Genomic DNA, 18,464 nt, shown 5'->3' on the forward strand with positions numbered 1-18,464 from the left:
AATGAAACATATATTATACATTATTGGTTTTCTACTTCCGTTGACACTATTAAGTCAAGAAGACAAAGTGTTAGTCATTACAGATACTACTGTGGCTGATAACTGGATGATTCTTGGTGACGATTGGCGTTATCAAAAAGGAGATAATAAATTATGGGCAAATCCAGAATTTGATGATTCTACCTGGAATGAATTCTCTAGTAATAACTTAAATCTGCTTGATGGAAAAAACGTAATTGCAGATAGGGGCGAAATTGTATGGTTGCGTAAACGTATTATGGCAGACCAGTCGTTAAATGATGCTCTAGTTTTAAATATTTATCAAGAAGGAGCTTCAGAAATTTATTTAGATGGCAAACTAATTCACCAATTGGGTAATGTAAGCTCTAACAAGGATGAAGTTATCTACCATAATCCATTTAGTCAAGTGCTTCATTTACCTTTAGAGATAGGCAAAGAACAAATTTTAGCTGTACGTTTTGTCAATGCCCAATACAAATACCCTATCTATTTCAATCATAACGGACTATTTAGAATTTTTATATCGTCTTTGCGTAATGCCAATTCAACTGATGTGGTAAAAAATAGACGTGTAGCTTTTTTTCAACAATATGTCAATAATTATAATATCTCACTTGGTCTTGCCATTCTAATGTTTATTATTTTCCTATCGTTTTTTATTTTCTTCCCTAAAGAGAGAATTAACGGTTATTTTTCTGCCTCTTTATTATTCTTAATTCTATTTACATTAGGAGTATTGTCAATCAATGATAATACTGGTACTTATTTTTGGCTTACGTTTTATTTTGACACTTGCGTTCTTATTTCAAGCCTTATTCTTTTATTCTGTTTTTACAAAATATTAGAACAGCCTATAGACCTTGTTTTTAAAACTATTAGTTTTTTATGTTTTTCAACTATATGTTGTTACTTTTTATATAATCCTGACGCGTTGGGGCCTATCTGGTCAATTTTCTTTTATGCTGGTATTATACGTTTAAGTTTAAAATCTTGGAACAAAAATAAAGTTGCCAGCTTTTTATTTTTAAGTTCTAGTTGTATTAACCTGGCCTTTTGGATTTTAATGATATGTTGGTATATGGGTTTAGTAGACCAGCGCATAGATAAATTTATTCCTTTTGCTTTTATGCTTATCCCTGTTGTTTTAGCTATCTATTTAGGTTACGCATTTGGAAAGCGCAGTCAAGATTTAAGATTAAATTTAAATCGTGTCCAAGAATTATCCAAAGAAAAAGAATCCATTTTATCTCAACAAAAAAATACTTTAGAGCAACTAGTTAAAGAAAGAACATTAGAATTAAATCAATCTTTAGATGATCTAAAAGCCACACAATCGCAACTCATCCAATCCGAGAAAATGGCAAGTCTTGGTGAACTCACGGCCGGTATTGCCCATGAGATTCAGAATCCCTTAAACTTCGTTAATAATTTCTCTGAAGTAAGCAACGAACTTGTTGATGAAATGAACGAGGAATTGGATAAAGGAGATCTTGAAGAAGTGAAGGCTATTTCGTTGGATATCAAACAAAACCTTGAAAAAATAAACCATCACGGCAAACGCGCGGACAATATTGTAAAAGGTATGCTTCAACATTCTAGGAGCAGCAGCGGCACAAAAGAACCAACTGATATCAATGCCCTTGCCGATGAGTATTTGCGCTTGGCTTATCATGGTCTGCGGGCCAAGGATAAATCATTTAATGCCGAACTCATTACCGATTTTGACGAGAGCATTGGAAAAGTAAATATTGTACCACAGGACATGGGGCGGGTAATTCTCAATTTGATTACCAACGCGTTTTATGCGGTAAACGAGAAAAAACAAAGAGGTGTTAGTTTTAAACCCATAGTTACTGTCTGTACTAAAAAGTCTGATGAATATATCACCATTAGTGTTTCTGATAATGGTAACGGTATTCCTGAAAAAGTCAAAGAGAAAATATTCCAACCGTTTTTCACCACCAAACCTACTGGACAAGGTACCGGCTTGGGCTTAAGCATGAGTTATGATATTGTAACAAAAGGACATGATGGAAAGTTAAAAGTGGAAACAACAAAAAATAAAGGAACCACATTTATTATAGAATTACCAAACTAGACCAACAACCAAACCAGTATGAAAAATACACAACAAAGTAAACTTATACTTATAATCGGCTTTTTCTGCTGCCTGTTTTTGGTTTCTTGCCACAAACAAAGCAAGTCCGAAACGGAAACTACTGTAGGTGATTATAAGGTTCCAGAAACCATTCCTTTACAATTTACGGACCCCGAACCTTTTGAATGGGAGACCATAACCAATGATACGCTGACAACTCCCGTTACTTATGATTTGAACGTAGATGCCTTGCCAAGCAAACCGTTTGAATTTAATGAATTCAAGCCACTAGAAACTCCCATGAAAGAATACGATTTGGATTGGGACAATTTTCCTGTAGAGAAATTGAAGCTTGATTCTGCGTCATTTACAGTTACAAAATCTACCATAAAAAAACCAACTATTACCAAAATGAAACCCCCAGCGAATATGGCTGGCACAAATGTGAATCTTCTACAGCTTTCCACAAATGAGGGATTGCCCTCTAACGATATTACATCGTTTTTAGAAACTGAGGATGGTGGTATTTGGATAGGGTCTTCCATGAATAATACACCCCTAACCTACTATGATGGTGAGAACGCCTTAGTTTACGATTACCAAGGAGTGTATAAAATGACATTTGACCAACAAGGTAAGCTTTGGTTGGTAAGTCCTGGACATAATTTTTTAACAGTGTTAGACTTTATAAACAATACAGCCTATACAATAACTAAAACGGCAAGCTTTATACCGTTTGACATTCTTTGCGATCATACGGGAACCCTATACATAATCTCCGATAGTGAAGGGATATACAAGATGGACTCGGAAATGAAAAGTTTGCAAAAGATTTCAAATATAGGACGAAATAAGCCCTTTAAACTTTTTGAAGATAGCAAAGATAACTTATGGTTAGGGTTTATAGATGGTCTTGCAGTATTGAATAAAGAAAGAACTGAGATTAAAACAATCTCAACCATAGCCAATTTAGAAATAAATTCTGTTGTTTATGAATTTAAAGAAGATGCACAAAATGGTATTTGGTTAAGTTACCCTTACCCAAATCCTGATACTAAAACCACTTCAAGCATTTTAAGACTAGCATTAGATAAGAATAAAGTTAGTGTATTAGGTGAAGAAAACGGATATACCATAAAGGGTGACAATATGGAATTTGATTCTGACGACAACTTATGGATATTTGGCCCTAGAGAGGCATATATTCTAAGTACAAATAGAAATGCCTCTAAAAAAATTAAGCTAAACGCTAAACGAGAAGAATCCCTTAAAATACCAACACCCTTAAAGCGTAAGGATGGGTCACTTTGGATTGCCTCCACTGATAATGGAGTAATTATCGCCAATGAATTTACTTTACAAACAGAATATTTTGATACCACCAGAGGCTTAATAGATGACCAAGTTTGGGAAATAGAAGAAGACTCAAAGGGTGAACTATGGCTTGGAACCGCTGCGGGTATAAATATTATTGACTTAAATAAAAATACTATAAAAACTCTAAGTTTTGAGCAATTACATAGTGTGCCCAATACAATCAATTTTATCAAAGAAATATCACCGGACATGTATTATTTAAGCACAAGGCCCGGCTTTTCCATTCTTGATAAAAAGAAAAATAAACTTTACGTCTATGCCAATTCTTCCAACATTTTTGGTGCAGGAGTTTCTATTTTAAATGAAGGTACATTTGCGAACTACTCTAGATCAGGACTGTACATATTTAATATTGAAAACAACACCGTTAAAAAAGCAGTCTCTAATAATGGCCAGGAAATTTTAAAGGCAGGAAGCGGATCCGTCATAGCTTATGACAAAGAAATTATTTGGATACCTACTACAAACGGACTAGCCAAAGTAAATTTAAAAACGAACACTGTTAGTTATCTTAGTAAAGAGCAAGGTCTTAGCCATGAAAATGTATCTTCAGCAAAATTTTCTAATGAAGGTGAATTATGGATAGCAACCTTAAACGGTATAGACATACTTAATTTAGAACAAAATACGCTTACTACTATTGAAAGTGAAAATGGATTATACCCACTAGATTTTTACGACCTAGTTGAAAGAGGGAACTTTATGTATGCGGCTAGTGGTAATGGTTTAATTGCCATGGAAAAAGCCACTGCAAAAACAACAGATAAAGGCTTCTACAATTTTAATGGTGGACTCGGTTTTAAATCGAATGATTATTTACAAAATTCACCTAAATTTTTAAAAAACGGCCAGTTTTGGTCAGGTGTTACGAGTACTTCCAGTGAATGGAAGCTACTTGTTCTTAATTCAGAACCTCATCAAGACAGTACCATCAGCTCCGTTCAAATTAACAGCATGTTCGTCATGGATGAAAACCCGGGGTTCGGGTTCAACCTCAAGAAAGATTCTACAAAGGTGCAAACTTCAACTTATGCCAGTACCAATAGTATAACATGGGATTCGGTAAAACGTCCATACAACCTACCTCAAGGCCTTATCCTACCTTATGACCAGAACAGTATTAGTTTTAGTTATGGAAGTAATGATATATTAAACAGGGATAAATTGAACTATCGCTTTATTCTTGATGGTGAAGATGAAGATTGGAGCTATGCCGCAAATGCTACCAAGACCAAAAATTATTATAACTTAAAACCAGGGAATTACACCTTTAAAGTGGCTATTAGAAGTGGGAATAGCGTCTGGTCTGCACCCGATACACTTTCATTTATAATAAATCCACCATGGTGGCAAACCTGGTGGGCGTACCTAATTTTTGGTTTAATTACAGCTAGTATTTTAAGGGCATATATTGTTTTTAGGGCCAGAAAATTAACTAAAGAGAATAGAATTTTAGAAGAACGTGTTTCTCATAGAACCGTTCAGCTTAAAACCAAAATAGACGAATTAAAGTCCACCCAATCAAAGCTTATACAATCTGAAAAAATGGCAAGCTTGGGTGAACTTACCGCTGGTATTGCCCATGAAATTCAGAATCCGCTAAACTTCGTAAATAACTTCTCTGAAGTCAACAAAGAACTTCTTGATGAACTAGAAGAAGAAATAGATAACGGTAATTATGAAGAAGTAAAAGCCATAGCTAAAGACGTATCTGCCAATGAGGAAAAAATTATCTTTCATGGCAAACGTGCCGATGGTATTGTAAAAGGGATGCTACAACATAGCCGTAGTAGTACTGGTCAAAAAGAATTAACTGATATCAATACTTTATCAGATGAATACCTACGCCTGGCCTACCATGGTTTGCGAGCAAAAGATAAAACCTTTAATGCCACGTTGAATACCGACTTTGATGACTCTATCGGTAAATTAAATATCGTAGCTCAAGATATGGGTAGAGTTATTCTAAATCTTATTACTAATGCCTTTTATGTAGTTAAGAAGAAAAAAGAAGAAAATCCTAAAGGTTACAACCCTACTGTATCTGTGAGCACCGAAAAGCAAGGTAATATGGTTCTTATTAAAGTATCGGACAATGGTAACGGAGTGCCTAAAGAGGTATTGGATAAAATATTTCAACCTTTTTTCACGACCAAACCTTCTGGGGAAGGTACCGGACTAGGACTATCACTAAGCTATGATATTGTAAAGGTACATGGTGGTGAATTAACGGTAGAAACAAAACAAGGAGAAGGCACCACCTTCACCATCTCATTACCAATGAATTAAATAGCAAAATGTTCCCTCATTATAATATTTACAAACACAAAAAAAACAGATTATGAAAATATTAGTTGTAGATGACGAACAAGATGTAAAAGTGCTTTTTCAACAACGATTTAGAAAAGAGATTCGCAAAGAAGAATTAGAATTTGTGTTTGCTTTCTCTGGAGAAGATGCACTCAAAATCATGAAAACTATGGAGCATGAAGCGGTGTTGATTTTATCTGATATTAATATGCCAGGAATGAGCGGACTGGAACTATTAGATAACATCAAAAAAAATTATGTAAAACCGCCACCAATGGTTATGATGATTACCGCCTATGGAGATGATGAGAATAGAACAATGGCAAAAAATCTAGGTGCGGACGACTTTCTAACCAAACCTTTAGATTTTTCACTCCTTAAAGACAAGCTGATAACCTTAACGTAAGACTATGGCAAAGATAATGGTAGTAGATGATGAGACAGACTTAGAGATACTCATCAAACAGAAATTTAGAAAACAGATACGACAGAACGAATACGAGTTTGTATTTGCTATAAATGGTAGAGACGCACTTGAAAAGCTTGATGAAAATCCCGGTATAGATATTGTTTTGAGCGATATTAATATGCCAGAGATGGACGGTCTTACCCTACTCTCTGAGTTACATGAATCTAGTCCGCTAATAAAATCGGTCATTGTTTCCGCATATGGTGACATGGAAAATATTCGTGTGGCCATGAACCGTGGTGCTTTTGACTTTATCACCAAACCTATCAATTTTGAGGACCTTACTTTGACCATGGAGAAAACCTTAAAGCATGCCAGAGAAATTCGAAAGACCCTACAGGCTATTAAAGAGAACAATATTCTTAGAATGTATGTAGATGAGAACGTTCTAAATTTTATGAGTGGACAAGAATATGAATCTAAAATTATGGATAATGAAAGTATTGAGGGTACGGTCATGTTCGTAGACGTTTGTGGATTCACAAAGATTAGTGAAACTACGAGCCCAGATGTAGTCGTTACCATGCTCAACACCTATTTCGATGCCATGGTAAAAGAGATTATGGAGCAAGACGGAATCATAGATAAATTTATTGGTGATGCTGTTATGGCCGTTTTTAGAGGAGAATATCATTTAGACCGTGCCATTGATGCTGCTCTTGCGATAAGAAACCAAGTTAATGCTTTCCCAAATGTGGAGAATAAAGAAAATTTTAAACCCAAAGTTTCAATAGGCATTAAAAGTGGTGAAATGATATCGGGCAACATAGGTTCCGCTACTTTAAAACGACTTGATTATACCGTAATTGGCGATACCGTAAATACTGCTGCCAGATTACAAGATGCCGCTAAAGAAAATCAAATAATTATCTGCGAGGGTTGCTACGAACAAGTAAAAGAAGCTTTTAAATGTGAGAACCTTGGCAGTATTTTAATGAAAAATAAAGCGCAACCACTTACTGTCTATAATGTACTTGAATAATTATTTGCAGTATTTAAATTTCTAACTATGACCAAACCATTACCACCTGAAAATAAAAAAACTACTAAAATTAAGGCAAAGGAAAATCCGTTATCTGCTTTTGAAAAAGGACTCTTAGATGAACTTAAATCTAAGGGGCATGCAGAAGAATTGGTAGATCACTATTGGGGTACAATCAATTATGTATCAAGTTTAATAAAGGCTTCTGAATTAAAAGCAGGTCTAATTCTATCCTTTTACGGTATTATATTGAATTTCATTTATCAAAGTGCAGCTCCTGTAATGCACTCGGTTTCTAATGCTATTTTATTTTATGTCTTTATCGGACTTTGGTTTGTTGCCACTACTGTTTCCGTTTTTTATAGCGTACGCTGCTTTATTCCAAAATTAGAAGGAAACTATAGTGACAATGTATTTTATTTTGGAGATGTCATAACCAAATTTGGGAGCATCAAAGAATTCTCAAAAAAATTCTATAAGGTAAGTATGAACGAAGAAGAGGTTTTTGAGCAATTAGGAGAACAAATCTATATCAACTCAAAAATAGCCGCTTGGAAATTTAGAAACGTACAACGTTCCATTCGTTTTTTAGCCATTAGTCTAATTCTGTTACTAATAACCGCTATTTATTACGGGGTGCTTAGAATTGCCTAGCAATTGTAAAATTGATATAAATATTACCTGAATAAACCTATTAAAAATGAGATTATGAAAACAGCGAAACTTTTTTTACTACTATCAGCTTTAACTTTAAACACAATAGTTTCTGCGCAAACCGACACAGAAAAAGCAACAAAAACGGTAGACAAAAATAAAATTGAGGGTCATATTTATTTTTTGGCAGATGATGCTTTGAATGGTCGTGCCACAGGATCGCCAGAATTAAAGATTGCGGCATCTTACCTTGCAAATACCTTGCGAGGGTATGGAATACAACCGAACCCTGTCACTAATTCATACTATCAGTCATTTAAACTTTCACAAACAGCCCAACCAAGTCTGCTAAAAGTCTCTATAGATGGCGAGAACTATCCACATACCATTGCCGTTAAAGCAAAAGCAGCATCGCCTTCTGGAAAAGCTGTATATCTTGGTTTTGGAAGTGAAGAAGATTACAGAGGAATAGATGTAAAAGGAAAACTAATCATAGTTAAAGGCGGCACTTCAGAAGCCTCTGATGCCAGAGCTATTTATGGCTCACATAAAGAAAAGCAACAATTAGCCGTTAAAAATGGGGCTATTGGTTTAATTGAAATGACCTTGCTAGATGAAGAATGGTGGTCGAGAATATCGCACTTTATGGGAGAAAATGTTAAGATTCCTGATGCTATGGATGACCAAAATCCAAAAACTGATTTTATTCATCTTTGGGTAAACACGACTCCAGAAAAACTAGATGTATTAACTAATTCAAAATTATCGTATTCAATTGAAACTGATGGAAAGAAAGAGAAAACTCTAATTACGCAAAATGTGATTGGAGTCTTGGAAGGCACTGATTCGAAACTAAAGGACGAGTATATTATGTATTCTGCGCACTATGACCATGTGGGTATTGGCACGCCGGATGCCACAGGAGATAGTATTTATAATGGAGCCAGAGATAACGCTATAGGTACCACCGCAGTTTTAAGTATGGCAGAGAATATTGGAAAGTTTCCTACAAAACGGTCGGCTATATTCATTTTTTTTACGGGCGAGGAAAAAGGTTTATTAGGTAGTCAATATTATGTTGAGAATCCTATATTTCCACTCAAGCAAATTGTATATGGTTTCAACACTGATGGTGGCGGGTATAACAATACAAAATTGGCAACCGTAATTGGATTAAATAGAACAACAGCACAAAAACATATTGTAGCTGGAGCTGCTACATTTGGACTAGAAGCCATAGACGATCCTGCACCCGAACAAGGTCTTTTTGATCGTAGTGATAATGTAAGTTTCGCTAGCAAAGGAGTTCCTGCTCCTACTTATTCCACAGGTTTTGATGCCTTTGATGATGAAATCAATAAATATTACCATCAAGCTGGTGATGAGGCAGATAGCCTAGATTTTGATTACCTACTAAAATTTTATCAAGGGTACGTGCTCTCAGGTAGGTTAATAGCCAACGATCCTGAAACACCTTTTTGGATTAAAGGTGATAAGTATGAAGCCGCGGCAAATGTTCTATATGAAATAGTTCCTGAAGCGTCACCTATCAAAAACTAGCCTATAGTCTACAAACAAAAACCCACCCCTAACCCCTCCCTAGAGGGGAATAGCTCCTGCTGACATTTTAAAATATTTACAGAATTGACATAGTAACCCTAGATTTAAAGGCACTTCTAGTTCGAAATCAAAAATGTAATCTTCCCCTCCTTTGAGGGGCTAAAGCGGTGGGTAATACGAATGATGAATTACTCTAAAATTAAATTTCTAAATCTACAACCCTTTATAAACCTTCAACACATTCTCGATTTTAGCTTCAGTCTCTTGATCTATATTCTGGCGCTCTGAATCTTCTTGTAACCACTTAATAGTTCTCTTTATCCCTTCAGAAAACGGAATGGTTGCTTTAAAACCAGGTACAAAGGTTTTGATCTTGCTATTATCGAATAAAACACTTTCTGCCTTATCTGCCAATAGAGTTCCCGTAAAAGAAGGTTCTATTTTACATATAAAATCAGAAGCAATATGTACTACCTTCGCTTCTTTCCCTAAAGCATCTGCTAAAATCTTGTAAATCATATTCCAGCTCAAAACCTCATCTGATGTGATATGGAATGCATGACCAATTGCGGGTGTATTTCCTAATAACCCAACAAAGCCTTTTGCAAAATCGTCAGAGTGGGTAACCGTCCAAAGCGACGTACCATCTCCATGAATAATAATTTCCTTATCATCTAAAATTCGCTGTGCCGTATTATATTTATTAAATCCGCCAATTGCAATAGGTATTACGGTATCGTATGTTAGTGACGGACGAACAATAGTGATAGGAAATCCTTCTTCTCTATATGCTTTTTGCAAGCGGTCTTCACATAGAATTTTATTCTCAGAGTAGTCCCACAGCTTGTTATGTACCGGAGTAGATTCGGTAATTACAGGATAACTTAAAGGTGTTTGATAACAAGAAGCTGAACTTATAAAAATATATTGCTTGGTTTTCCCTCTAAACAATTCAATATCACGCTCAATGTCTTCTGGTGTAAAAGCGATCCAGTTTACAACAACATCCCAGTCATGTTTTTTAAGCTCTGTAAGTTCTTCGGGTTTATTGATGTCTCCGATAATGGAATGTGCTCCTTCAATCTCAACTTTGGCTTTCCCTCTATTTAATACATATAAATCCATTCCCTTAGCAACAGCCAATCTACTACTTGGTGTGCTAATATTTCCTGTTCCTCCTATAAATAATACTTTCATTTTTACATTTTAAAATACTAATAATCAAATAATTACAACTTATCACTTTATACATCTGTATAAAATATTGACCTGCCTTAAAGAAAGAATAAAATGCAAATACATCAACTTTATAGCATGCTGTAAATACCAGATAAATTTGTTGTCAATAACCTTTATCTTCTTTAATGTGAAAATACAAAAAGAGAATGTTAAGAACATCTATATTTTAAGAAGTTTACTATAGCATGAGGCATCTCTTTTTAAGCTTTATCATTATCTTCATACTATCATTTCAAACCAAATTCAACACTATGAAAATTATTTGTAAAACACTATTTCTCTTGCTGTTTACAGTATCTGTAACCGCCCAAGTTTCTTCAAATCTTGAGCTTACCGATATTTTTAACATGGAGTATGTATCTGACCCTCAGATATCACCTGATGGAACCAAAATTATCTATGTCCGAAATTTTAAGGATATCATGACAGATAAGAACTTATCTAACTTATGGATGGTAAATTATGATGGTTCACAAAACAGACCAATTACCACTGGTAACCAAAATGATTACTACCCACGTTGGTCTCATGATGGTAAAAAAATCATCTTTAAATCGAACAAATCCGATGATAAGATGAAATTGTATATCATGTGGATGGATACCAAAGAAATTGCACCATTAACCAATACGCCTAAAGCTCCAGGAGCAGTTAGTTGGTCTAACAATGACCGTTATTTGGCATTTACCATGTTTGTACCAGAAGCTGAAGAATCTATTGTAAAATTACCTGCAAAGCCGGAAGGTGCAAAATGGAACACACCTCCTACTTACATTGACAAATTAAATTACAGAGGTGACGGACAAGGTTATATTAAAGGTGGGCACAATCAAATTTTCACCCTTTCTTTAGACGGTGGTACACCTAAACAACTGACGGCGACAACTTTTGATCACGGTGCACCTGTATGGTCCAAAAATGACAAAACACTTTACTTCTCAGCGAATTTTAATCCTGATGAGGCTTTTGAACCTGCCAATAGTGAGGTATATGCCCTGAACATTTCTAACGGCGAAGTTTCTCCGTTGACTACAAGATATGGTCCTGACAGCTCTCCAACAGTTTCTCCTGATGGTAAAATGATTGCGTACACAGGTAACGATGATAAATTAATGGGGTACCAAATCACGAATTTATATGTGATGAATACCGATGGTACAGACTCAAAATTGCTTTCTGGAGATTTTGATAGAGATATAGCTAATGCGCAATGGGCTAATGATGGTAAAGGTCTTTATTTTCAATATGATACGGAAGGTGCTACCAAAATTGGACACATTACCCTTGAAGGAAAAATTACAACTTTAGTTGAAGGTCTTGGTGGTTTGTCCTTAGGAAGACCTTATAATGCAGGTGATTTTACAGTTTCTAAAAACTCACGATTTGCATATACCCTGGGTAATACGGAACATCCTTCTGATCTAGGCGTTGCCGACAAAAAAGGTTCTAAACGAGTAACTTTTGTAAATGATGATCTTTACTCGTTCAGAGACTTAGGTAAAACTGAAGAAATTTGGTGGGAGTCTTCTTATGACCAACAAAAGATTCAAGGTTGGGTGGTTACTCCGCCAAACTTTGACCCTAATAAAAAGTACCCATTTATCCTTGAAATTCATGGCGGACCGTTTACTAGCTACGGTTCTGTTTATAGTGCCGAAATACAAGCTTACGCTGCTGCGGGTTATGTGGTATTATATAGTAACCCTAGAGGTAGTACAAGCTACGGAGCCGAATTTGGAAATTTAATTCACCACGACTACCCTAATCATGATTATGAAGATTTAATGAGTGGTGTAGATGCCGTTATTAAAAAAGGTTATGTTGATACCGATAATCTTTTTGTTACCGGTGGAAGTGGCGGCGGAGTACTGACTGCTTGGATAGTAGGAAAAACAGACCGCTTTAAAGCTGCTGTAGTTGCCAAGCCAGTAATTAACTGGACAAGCTTTGTATTGTATGCCGATGGTGCTGCTTTTTTCTCTAAATACTGGTTCGGCAAAAAACCATGGGAAGATCCAGAAAATTATTTTAGACGTTCTCCTTTAATGTATGTAGCCAATGTAACAACCCCAACAATGTTACTTACTGGCGAGGAAGATTATAGAACTCCAATTGCAGAATCTGAACAGTTCTATACCGCACTAAAATTAGAAGGTGTAGAAACTGCTATGGTACGTATACCTGGTGCAGGCCACGGTATTGCCAATAGACCAAGTAATTTAATTGCAAAAATTGCCAGTGTTTTAGCTTGGTTCGAGAAATACAAAGAAGCAGAATAAAAGTATGAAAACTCAAAAAATTATTTTTATACTAGGATTATTCATCTCGTTTTTAACTACATACGGACAAGAAGTCAAGGTGTTATCATACAATATCAAGTATGATAATGTAAACGATACGGTAAACAATTGGAACGACCGAAAAGAAGCCATGGTTGAACTTTTAAACTATTATGAGCCAGATATAATTGGTATGCAAGAGGTACTTGATCATCAGTTGACCTATTTGGATGAAAACTTATCAGACTACACCTTTATTGGCGTTGGTAGAGATGATGGAAAGAAAAAAGGGGAATACTCCCCTATTCTTTACAATACCAAAAAGTTTAAACTTTTAAAAAGTGAAACGTTTTGGCTTTCTGAAACTCCACATGAAATTTCAGTAGGTTGGGATGCTTCTATGGAACGTATTTGTACGTATGGGGTATTTGTTGATATAGAAAGCGGTAAGCAGTTTATGGTATTTAACACCCATTTTGATCATATAGGCACTGTTGCCCGTGAAAAATCTGCTGAGCTTATAGTTACTAAAATCAAAGAAATAAATTCAAATAAGCTTCCGGTAGTTCTTATGGGTGATTTGAATTTGAGCCCTAACGAAACTCCTATCAAATTCTTGCAAGGCGCTTTGACAGATGGCCAATCGATCACCAAAAAACCGTTCTATGGTCCTACTGGTTCCTTTAGCGGTTTTGACCACAATAGAGTTTTAAACAACCGTATTGACTATATATTTGTTGAGAATTTTGAAGTTCTAGAGTATATTCATATTGATGACAGAATGGAAAACAACAAGCATATTTCCGATCATTTGCCCGTATTCGCAAACTTAGAAATGAAGAACTAAGATTTTATTAGACAGCATAAAAAATCCCGATTGTTGAAACAATCGGGATTTTTTATTTGAAAGAGATATTTTTATTTCTTTAAAAATGAAATCAATATCTCATTCAATTCTTCTGGGTGGGTTACATTAAGTCCGTGCGGAGCTCCTTTGATAACCTCTAACGTACTATATTTAATTCCTTCTGCAGCTTGTTTTGCAGATGTTTCAAAAGGTACAGTGGCATCTGCATCTCCATGAACTATTAATGTTGGCACTGTTACGTTTTTTAGCTCTGGTCTAAAATCGGTATGCATCCATGCAAGAGCCGCTTGTATTGTTGCTCTAGGCGAAGCAAATGATGCTATATTAAAGTCATAATCTAGTTGTGCCTGACTTACTCGATTATCCTTATTATCCTCATAATTATAGAATCCTTTGCTAAATTCCTTTAAGAAACCAACTCTATCTTTCTGTAAGGCATCTATAATACCATCTAAAGCTTCTTCTGGCACTCCATCAGGATTATCAGATTTATGTTTTACCAATGGAACAATAGAGCTTATTAACGCTGCTTTTGCTATTCTACTAGAACCATATTCCGTTAAATAACGTACTACTTCTCCTCCTCCCATTGAAAAACCAACAATAATTGCGTCCTTCAAATCTAACTCTTCTATAATCGCATTTAAATCACTTGCTAGAGCAGAATAATCATATTCTCCCCAAGGTGCAGATGATGTTCCGAATCCTCTACGGTCATATGATATACAACGGTACCCTTCCTCAACAATTTTCCAAACCTGTTGTTCCCAAGATTTACGGCTTAAAGGCCATCCGTGTATTAATATTACAGGTTGTCCACTTCCATAATCTTCATAGAAAATATCTACTTGTTCCTTTGCTTTTGTATTTGATATAAATGGCATATTCTTATTTTATAATTCTTATACAAGATAATTAGGATTTCGTCAAATACTTAGCACTAAGCATTAAATAATTGTTTCAAAAAGCAATTACGCAAAACCAGTATATTTACAATTAAAATCTATCTACATGTTTATTCCTGAACACTACAAGAACAATGACATTAACGAGATTCATGACTTTCTAAAAAGTAATAGTTTCGGTATTCTTATTAATACTATTAATGGCAAACCATGGGGTACACATATTCCTTTAGAATTGGGAAAGAATTCTAATGATGCCGATGTATTGGTTGGCCATATTGCCAAAGCCAATTTACAGAGCAAAAATTTAATTGATGGCGATGAAGTGCTTTGTATTTTTAATGGCCCACATAGTTACATATCCTCATCTTGGTATCAGCAAGAAGAAGTATCTACTTGGAACTATATTGCCGTTCATGTATATGGTACTGTAAAAATTCAAACTTCAGAAGAGCTACTTACTTCTTTACATGAACTTGTAAATAAATATGAGCAGCAGTCAGAGCATCCTATTTCATTGAACGATATGTCTGATAAAACTATGAGACAAGTTAGTGGCATCATCGGGTTTGAAATTGAAATTAACGATATACAGGCAGTAAATAAACTCTCTCAAGGCAGAAGCCATGACCATCCTAAAATTATATCTGAATTAGAAAAACAAGGTCCTTCAGAAAAAGCTGTTGCGGATGAAATGAAAAAACGTATGCCTTAAAACTTTGGTGAACAAGTTAAAATAAAAAGGTTTAGAGTATTATTATTGGTTTTCTTTCCTCTAATTTTAATCGCAGTTTCTATCATCCCAAACTATTAAAATTATGAGCGAATTACTTTCTATTTATAAATTCAACAAAGCGTCCAAAATTAAAGAATGGCAAATTGTCAATGATGATGTTATGGGCGGTTTATCTATGGGGCTCATACAAATTAACCCCCAAGGAAATGGCGTATTTAGTGGGCACGTATCATTAGAAAATAATGGAGGCTTTTGCTTAGTTAGACTTGATTTAGATAGAATTGCAGTAGATACTTACTCCACTTTTGTAATACGATTAAAAGGAGATGGTAAAAAATATGCTTTTAGATGTAAATCTGGCGAACATCAACGGCATACTTATAGCTATGACTTTAAATCTAGTAAAGAATGGCATACCATTGAAATTCCATTTAAAGAAATGGAACCTGTATTTAGAGGTGAAGAACTAAAATTGCCCAACTACCATGGCGATTATCTTGCCCAAATCGCTTTTATTATTAAGAACGGAATTGAAGAAGATTTTACTCTGGAAATAGAGAGCATACAATTAAAATAAAAAAGAGCCATATTTAGATATGGCTCTTTTCAATTATAGACTTCTATTATCTAACTATCTTTTAAAGATTTCATGTCAATTACAAATCTATATTTTACATCAGATTTTTGTAATCTATCATACGCATCGTTGATGTTTTGAATATCAATCATTTCAATATCTGAAACTACATTATGCTTGCCACAGAAATCTAACATTTCTTGAGTCTCTTTTAGACCTCCAATTAAAGAGCCTGCGATACTTTTTCTTCCCATTATTAAACTACCACCATGTAATGGATCTAAAGGTTCTACCGCCCCTACAATTACCATAGTTGCATCTCTTTTTAATAAAGCCGTATACGGATTCATATCATGCCCCACAGGAATAGTGTTTAATAAGAAATCGAAAGAATTTGCATGTTCATTCATCTGTGCTTCATCTTTAGATATTAAAACTTCATCTGCACCTAATTTCTTAGCATCCTCACTTTTAGATGGAGATGTCGTAATCATAACTGTATGAGCCCCCATTGCATGTGCAAATTTGATCCCCATATGACCCAAACCACCTAAACCGATTACACCTACCTTATCCCCTTTTTTAACACCCCAATGTGCTAATGGAGAGTACGTGGTTATACCAGCACATAACAATGGTGCCGCTGCCTTAGGGTCTAAATTTTCAGGTACTTTTAATACAAACTCTTTATTTACGGTTACATTTTCAGAATAACCACCAAAAGTATGCCCTCCTGAATGTTTGTCTTTACTATTATAAGTAAACGTTGCACCATTTTCACAGAACTGTTCTAAATCATCTTTACATGCGCTACACGTTTGACATGAATCTACCAAACAACCAACACCTACTAAATCACCTACCTTAAATTTGGTAACTCCACTACCAACCTCTAAAACCTTACCTATAATTTCATGTCCTGGAACTACCGGATATGCGGAATTTTTCCAATCGTTACGCACTTGGTGCAAATCGCTATGACATACGCCACAATATAAAATATCAATTTTTACATCATCCTTTAACGTATCTCTTCTTTCTATTTCTAACGGCTTCAAATTAGCATCTTTATTATCTGCCGCGTATGCTTTTATCTTAGTCATATATATTACTTTTTCTATTTCAAAGGTACACTTTAGCCCCCTTAATTATTGACTCTAAAAGATTTTAAACCAATTTTAATGGTGTGTATAAAATTAAATATATGAAGTTAAAATGTAAAAATGATGACGATGATAACTAAAGATAAACTGACTGCAATCAAAGAAGCAAACTGATAATTATCATATCATAAAACATTTATTTTAATTAAGTTTAAGAAACCATTACCAACCAAAATGAACGAACAACTATACCCGTTAAAAAAGTTGATCATCCCATTTAGAATAGATGCGTTGTTACCAAATGTTTTAGTTTTAATTCCTAGAATATTTACAGGATACTTACTTTCCTTTGTTTTTGCAGTGAATAAGTTTGGTACTCCATGGACCCCCAAATCTGCCGAACTCGGCTTATTAGAAGTTTCTGATTGGTTCGTTGATTTGGTAAGACAATTTGGAGTTCCTTTTTCATACATGCCAGGATTCTTTGCCTGGTCTGCCGGGATGACTGAGGCTCTTGGCGGTCTTTTATTAATTTTAGGGTTAAATACAAGAATAACAGCTTTTTTTGTAACTATAACCATGTTTACCACCATCGTATTTAGACCTTGGGATGACTCTTGGAGTATTATACCCACTTTTACATTATTTTGTCTAGGGCTATTTTTTATGGGATTTGGCTCAGGTAAGTTTGGTTTAGACTATTTCATTACCAAAAGAAGATAGTATTTCATAAGTACTTGTTTTTTCTATACCTCCCCTTTTCTACAATTCAGGATAGCATTTCTACAACTGAGTTAGTTTCTATTTCAAAAAGCGTATTGATAAGGCATCTTTGAAGCATCAATTAATCTTTAAAACCTTATAAAATGAAAAAGTTACTATTTACCATTACTGTATTAGCAATGACCGTTACTATGAATGCTCAAGGAAATGACGGCGTAACGTTAACCGTTATTATTGAAAATGTATTGAACGATGAAGGTCATGTACTTAGCGCATTGCACAATGAACAAACTTTTATGAAAGCTGACGGAATTAAAACAAGCCATGACAAAGCTGAAGCAGGTGAGCTAATCTTAACCTTTGAACATGTACAACCTAGTGATTATGCTTTTTCCGTTTTACATGATGCAAATGATAATCAACGTATGGATTTTGAAAATAATGGAATGCCCAAAGAAGATTATGCAATGAGTGGTAATTCTATGCAAATGGGACCTCCAACTTTTAGTGATGCAAAATTTTCTATTGCAAATGAAGATATGGAGATTAAGCTAAGATTTTAA

The 18,464-nt window shown here is 35.0% G+C and carries 15 protein-coding genes; 12 read left to right on the plus strand and 3 right to left on the minus strand.

The annotated features are described in order from the left end of the window. Nucleotide 1: 1 nt before the first annotated feature. From P178_RS23605 to P178_RS22305, 6 genes are read left to right on the plus strand one after another with little or no spacing between them, the layout of a single operon-like run. A complete protein-coding gene (locus P178_RS23605) occupies nucleotides 2–2,119 on the plus strand; it encodes a sensor histidine kinase (protein ID WP_231500564.1) in 2,118 nt (705 codons plus the stop codon). An 18-nt stretch (nucleotides 2,120–2,137) separates the two neighbouring features. Further along, on the plus strand, nucleotides 2,138–5,785 hold the full coding sequence (locus P178_RS22975; protein WP_081819469.1) for an ATP-binding protein: 3,648 nt from the start codon (nucleotides 2,138–2,140) through the stop codon (nucleotides 5,783–5,785). Nucleotides 5,786–5,837: 52 nt separating this feature from the next. Continuing rightward, nucleotides 5,838–6,212 (plus strand): response regulator, encoded by a 375-nt coding sequence (locus P178_RS0117545; protein WP_027067458.1) that lies wholly within the window; start codon nucleotides 5,838–5,840, stop codon nucleotides 6,210–6,212. A 4-nt stretch (nucleotides 6,213–6,216) separates the two neighbouring features. Further along, nucleotides 6,217–7,257, plus strand: a complete 1,041-nt coding sequence (locus P178_RS0117550; protein ID WP_027067459.1) for an adenylate/guanylate cyclase domain-containing protein — start codon at nucleotides 6,217–6,219, stop codon at nucleotides 7,255–7,257. A gap of 27 nt (nucleotides 7,258–7,284) precedes the next feature. Continuing rightward, the gene (locus P178_RS22300; protein WP_231500565.1) at nucleotides 7,285–7,911 is read left to right on the plus strand and encodes a Pycsar system effector family protein; all 627 of its coding nucleotides are present in this window, start codon (nucleotides 7,285–7,287) and stop codon (nucleotides 7,909–7,911) included. A 54-nt stretch (nucleotides 7,912–7,965) separates the two neighbouring features. Beyond that, nucleotides 7,966–9,471 (plus strand): M28 family peptidase, encoded by a 1,506-nt coding sequence (locus P178_RS22305; protein WP_036147093.1) that lies wholly within the window; start codon nucleotides 7,966–7,968, stop codon nucleotides 9,469–9,471. A gap of 213 nt (nucleotides 9,472–9,684) precedes the next feature. Here P178_RS22305 and P178_RS0117565 read toward each other — a convergent pair whose 3' ends face one another. Continuing rightward, on the minus strand, nucleotides 9,685–10,668 hold the full coding sequence (locus P178_RS0117565) for an SDR family oxidoreductase (RefSeq protein WP_027067460.1): 984 nt from the start codon (nucleotides 10,666–10,668) through the stop codon (nucleotides 9,685–9,687). Between the two features lie 293 nt (nucleotides 10,669–10,961). Between P178_RS0117565 and P178_RS0117570 the strand changes: the two genes are divergently transcribed. Continuing rightward, nucleotides 10,962–12,989: a S9 family peptidase gene (locus tag P178_RS0117570; RefSeq protein ID WP_036147096.1), complete on the plus strand. Its 2,028-nt coding sequence runs from the start codon at nucleotides 10,962–10,964 to the stop codon at nucleotides 12,987–12,989. 4 nt (nucleotides 12,990–12,993) lie between these two features. Next, on the plus strand, nucleotides 12,994–13,836 hold the full coding sequence (locus P178_RS0117575) for an endonuclease/exonuclease/phosphatase family protein (RefSeq protein WP_036147097.1): 843 nt from the start codon (nucleotides 12,994–12,996) through the stop codon (nucleotides 13,834–13,836). Between the two features lie 71 nt (nucleotides 13,837–13,907). Here the strand turns inward: P178_RS0117575 and P178_RS0117580 are convergent, their stop codons facing one another. Further along, nucleotides 13,908–14,741 carry an alpha/beta fold hydrolase gene (locus P178_RS0117580; protein WP_027067463.1) on the minus strand — a complete coding sequence of 278 codons (834 nt, stop codon included), beginning with the start codon at nucleotides 14,739–14,741 and terminating at the stop codon, nucleotides 13,908–13,910. A 127-nt stretch (nucleotides 14,742–14,868) separates the two neighbouring features. On the opposite strand from P178_RS0117580, the gene P178_RS0117585 reads away from it, so the two are divergent. Next, nucleotides 14,869–15,477, plus strand: a complete 609-nt coding sequence (locus P178_RS0117585) for an FMN-binding negative transcriptional regulator (protein WP_027067464.1) — start codon at nucleotides 14,869–14,871, stop codon at nucleotides 15,475–15,477. 103 nt (nucleotides 15,478–15,580) lie between these two features. Next, nucleotides 15,581–16,075, plus strand: a complete 495-nt coding sequence (locus P178_RS0117590) for a CIA30 family protein (RefSeq protein WP_036147098.1) — start codon at nucleotides 15,581–15,583, stop codon at nucleotides 16,073–16,075. Nucleotides 16,076–16,125: 50 nt separating this feature from the next. Here P178_RS0117590 and P178_RS0117595 read toward each other — a convergent pair whose 3' ends face one another. After that, on the minus strand, nucleotides 16,126–17,178 hold the full coding sequence (locus P178_RS0117595; RefSeq protein ID WP_027067466.1) for an NAD(P)-dependent alcohol dehydrogenase: 1,053 nt from the start codon (nucleotides 17,176–17,178) through the stop codon (nucleotides 16,126–16,128). A 234-nt stretch (nucleotides 17,179–17,412) separates the two neighbouring features. Here P178_RS0117595 and P178_RS0117600 point away from each other — a divergent pair, with 234 nt between their 5' ends. Both P178_RS0117600 and P178_RS0117605 read left to right on the plus strand, forming a co-directional pair. Then, on the plus strand, nucleotides 17,413–17,901 hold the full coding sequence (locus tag P178_RS0117600; RefSeq protein WP_051638345.1) for a DoxX family membrane protein: 489 nt from the start codon (nucleotides 17,413–17,415) through the stop codon (nucleotides 17,899–17,901). A 143-nt stretch (nucleotides 17,902–18,044) separates the two neighbouring features. Continuing rightward, nucleotides 18,045–18,464 (plus strand): DUF2141 domain-containing protein, encoded by a 420-nt coding sequence (locus P178_RS0117605; RefSeq protein WP_027067468.1) that lies wholly within the window; start codon nucleotides 18,045–18,047, stop codon nucleotides 18,462–18,464.

The sequence above is a fragment of the Maribacter sp. Hel_I_7 genome, assembly GCF_000688315.1.
Lineage (GTDB): Bacteria > Bacteroidota > Bacteroidia > Flavobacteriales > Flavobacteriaceae > Maribacter > Maribacter stanieri.

Bases quoted from the DNA above. Each gene is read 5' to 3' on its own strand.
- P178_RS0117605 (WP_027067468.1), top strand. From the start codon at position 18,045: ATGAAAAAGTTACTATTTACCATTACTGTATTAGCAATGACCGTTACT.
- P178_RS0117575 (WP_036147097.1), top strand. From the start codon at position 12,994: ATGAAAACTCAAAAAATTATTTTTATACTAGGATTATTCATCTCGTTT.
- P178_RS0117550 (WP_027067459.1), top strand. From the start codon at position 6,217: ATGGCAAAGATAATGGTAGTAGATGATGAGACAGACTTAGAGATACTC.
- P178_RS0117545 (WP_027067458.1), top strand. From the start codon at position 5,838: ATGAAAATATTAGTTGTAGATGACGAACAAGATGTAAAAGTGCTTTTT.
- P178_RS22975 (WP_081819469.1), top strand. From the start codon at position 2,138: ATGAAAAATACACAACAAAGTAAACTTATACTTATAATCGGCTTTTTC.
- P178_RS0117595 (WP_027067466.1), bottom strand. From the start codon at position 17,178: ATGACTAAGATAAAAGCATACGCGGCAGATAATAAAGATGCTAATTTG.
- P178_RS22300 (WP_231500565.1), top strand. From the start codon at position 7,285: ATGACCAAACCATTACCACCTGAAAATAAAAAAACTACTAAAATTAAG.
- P178_RS0117580 (WP_027067463.1), bottom strand. From the start codon at position 14,741: ATGCCATTTATATCAAATACAAAAGCAAAGGAACAAGTAGATATTTTC.
- P178_RS0117590 (WP_036147098.1), top strand. From the start codon at position 15,581: ATGAGCGAATTACTTTCTATTTATAAATTCAACAAAGCGTCCAAAATT.
- P178_RS0117600 (WP_051638345.1), top strand. From the start codon at position 17,413: ATGAACGAACAACTATACCCGTTAAAAAAGTTGATCATCCCATTTAGA.
- P178_RS0117585 (WP_027067464.1), top strand. From the start codon at position 14,869: ATGTTTATTCCTGAACACTACAAGAACAATGACATTAACGAGATTCAT.
- P178_RS0117570 (WP_036147096.1), top strand. From the start codon at position 10,962: ATGAAAATTATTTGTAAAACACTATTTCTCTTGCTGTTTACAGTATCT.
- P178_RS23605 (WP_231500564.1), top strand. From the start codon at position 2: ATGAAACATATATTATACATTATTGGTTTTCTACTTCCGTTGACACTA.
- P178_RS0117565 (WP_027067460.1), bottom strand. From the start codon at position 10,668: ATGAAAGTATTATTTATAGGAGGAACAGGAAATATTAGCACACCAAGT.
- P178_RS22305 (WP_036147093.1), top strand. From the start codon at position 7,966: ATGAAAACAGCGAAACTTTTTTTACTACTATCAGCTTTAACTTTAAAC.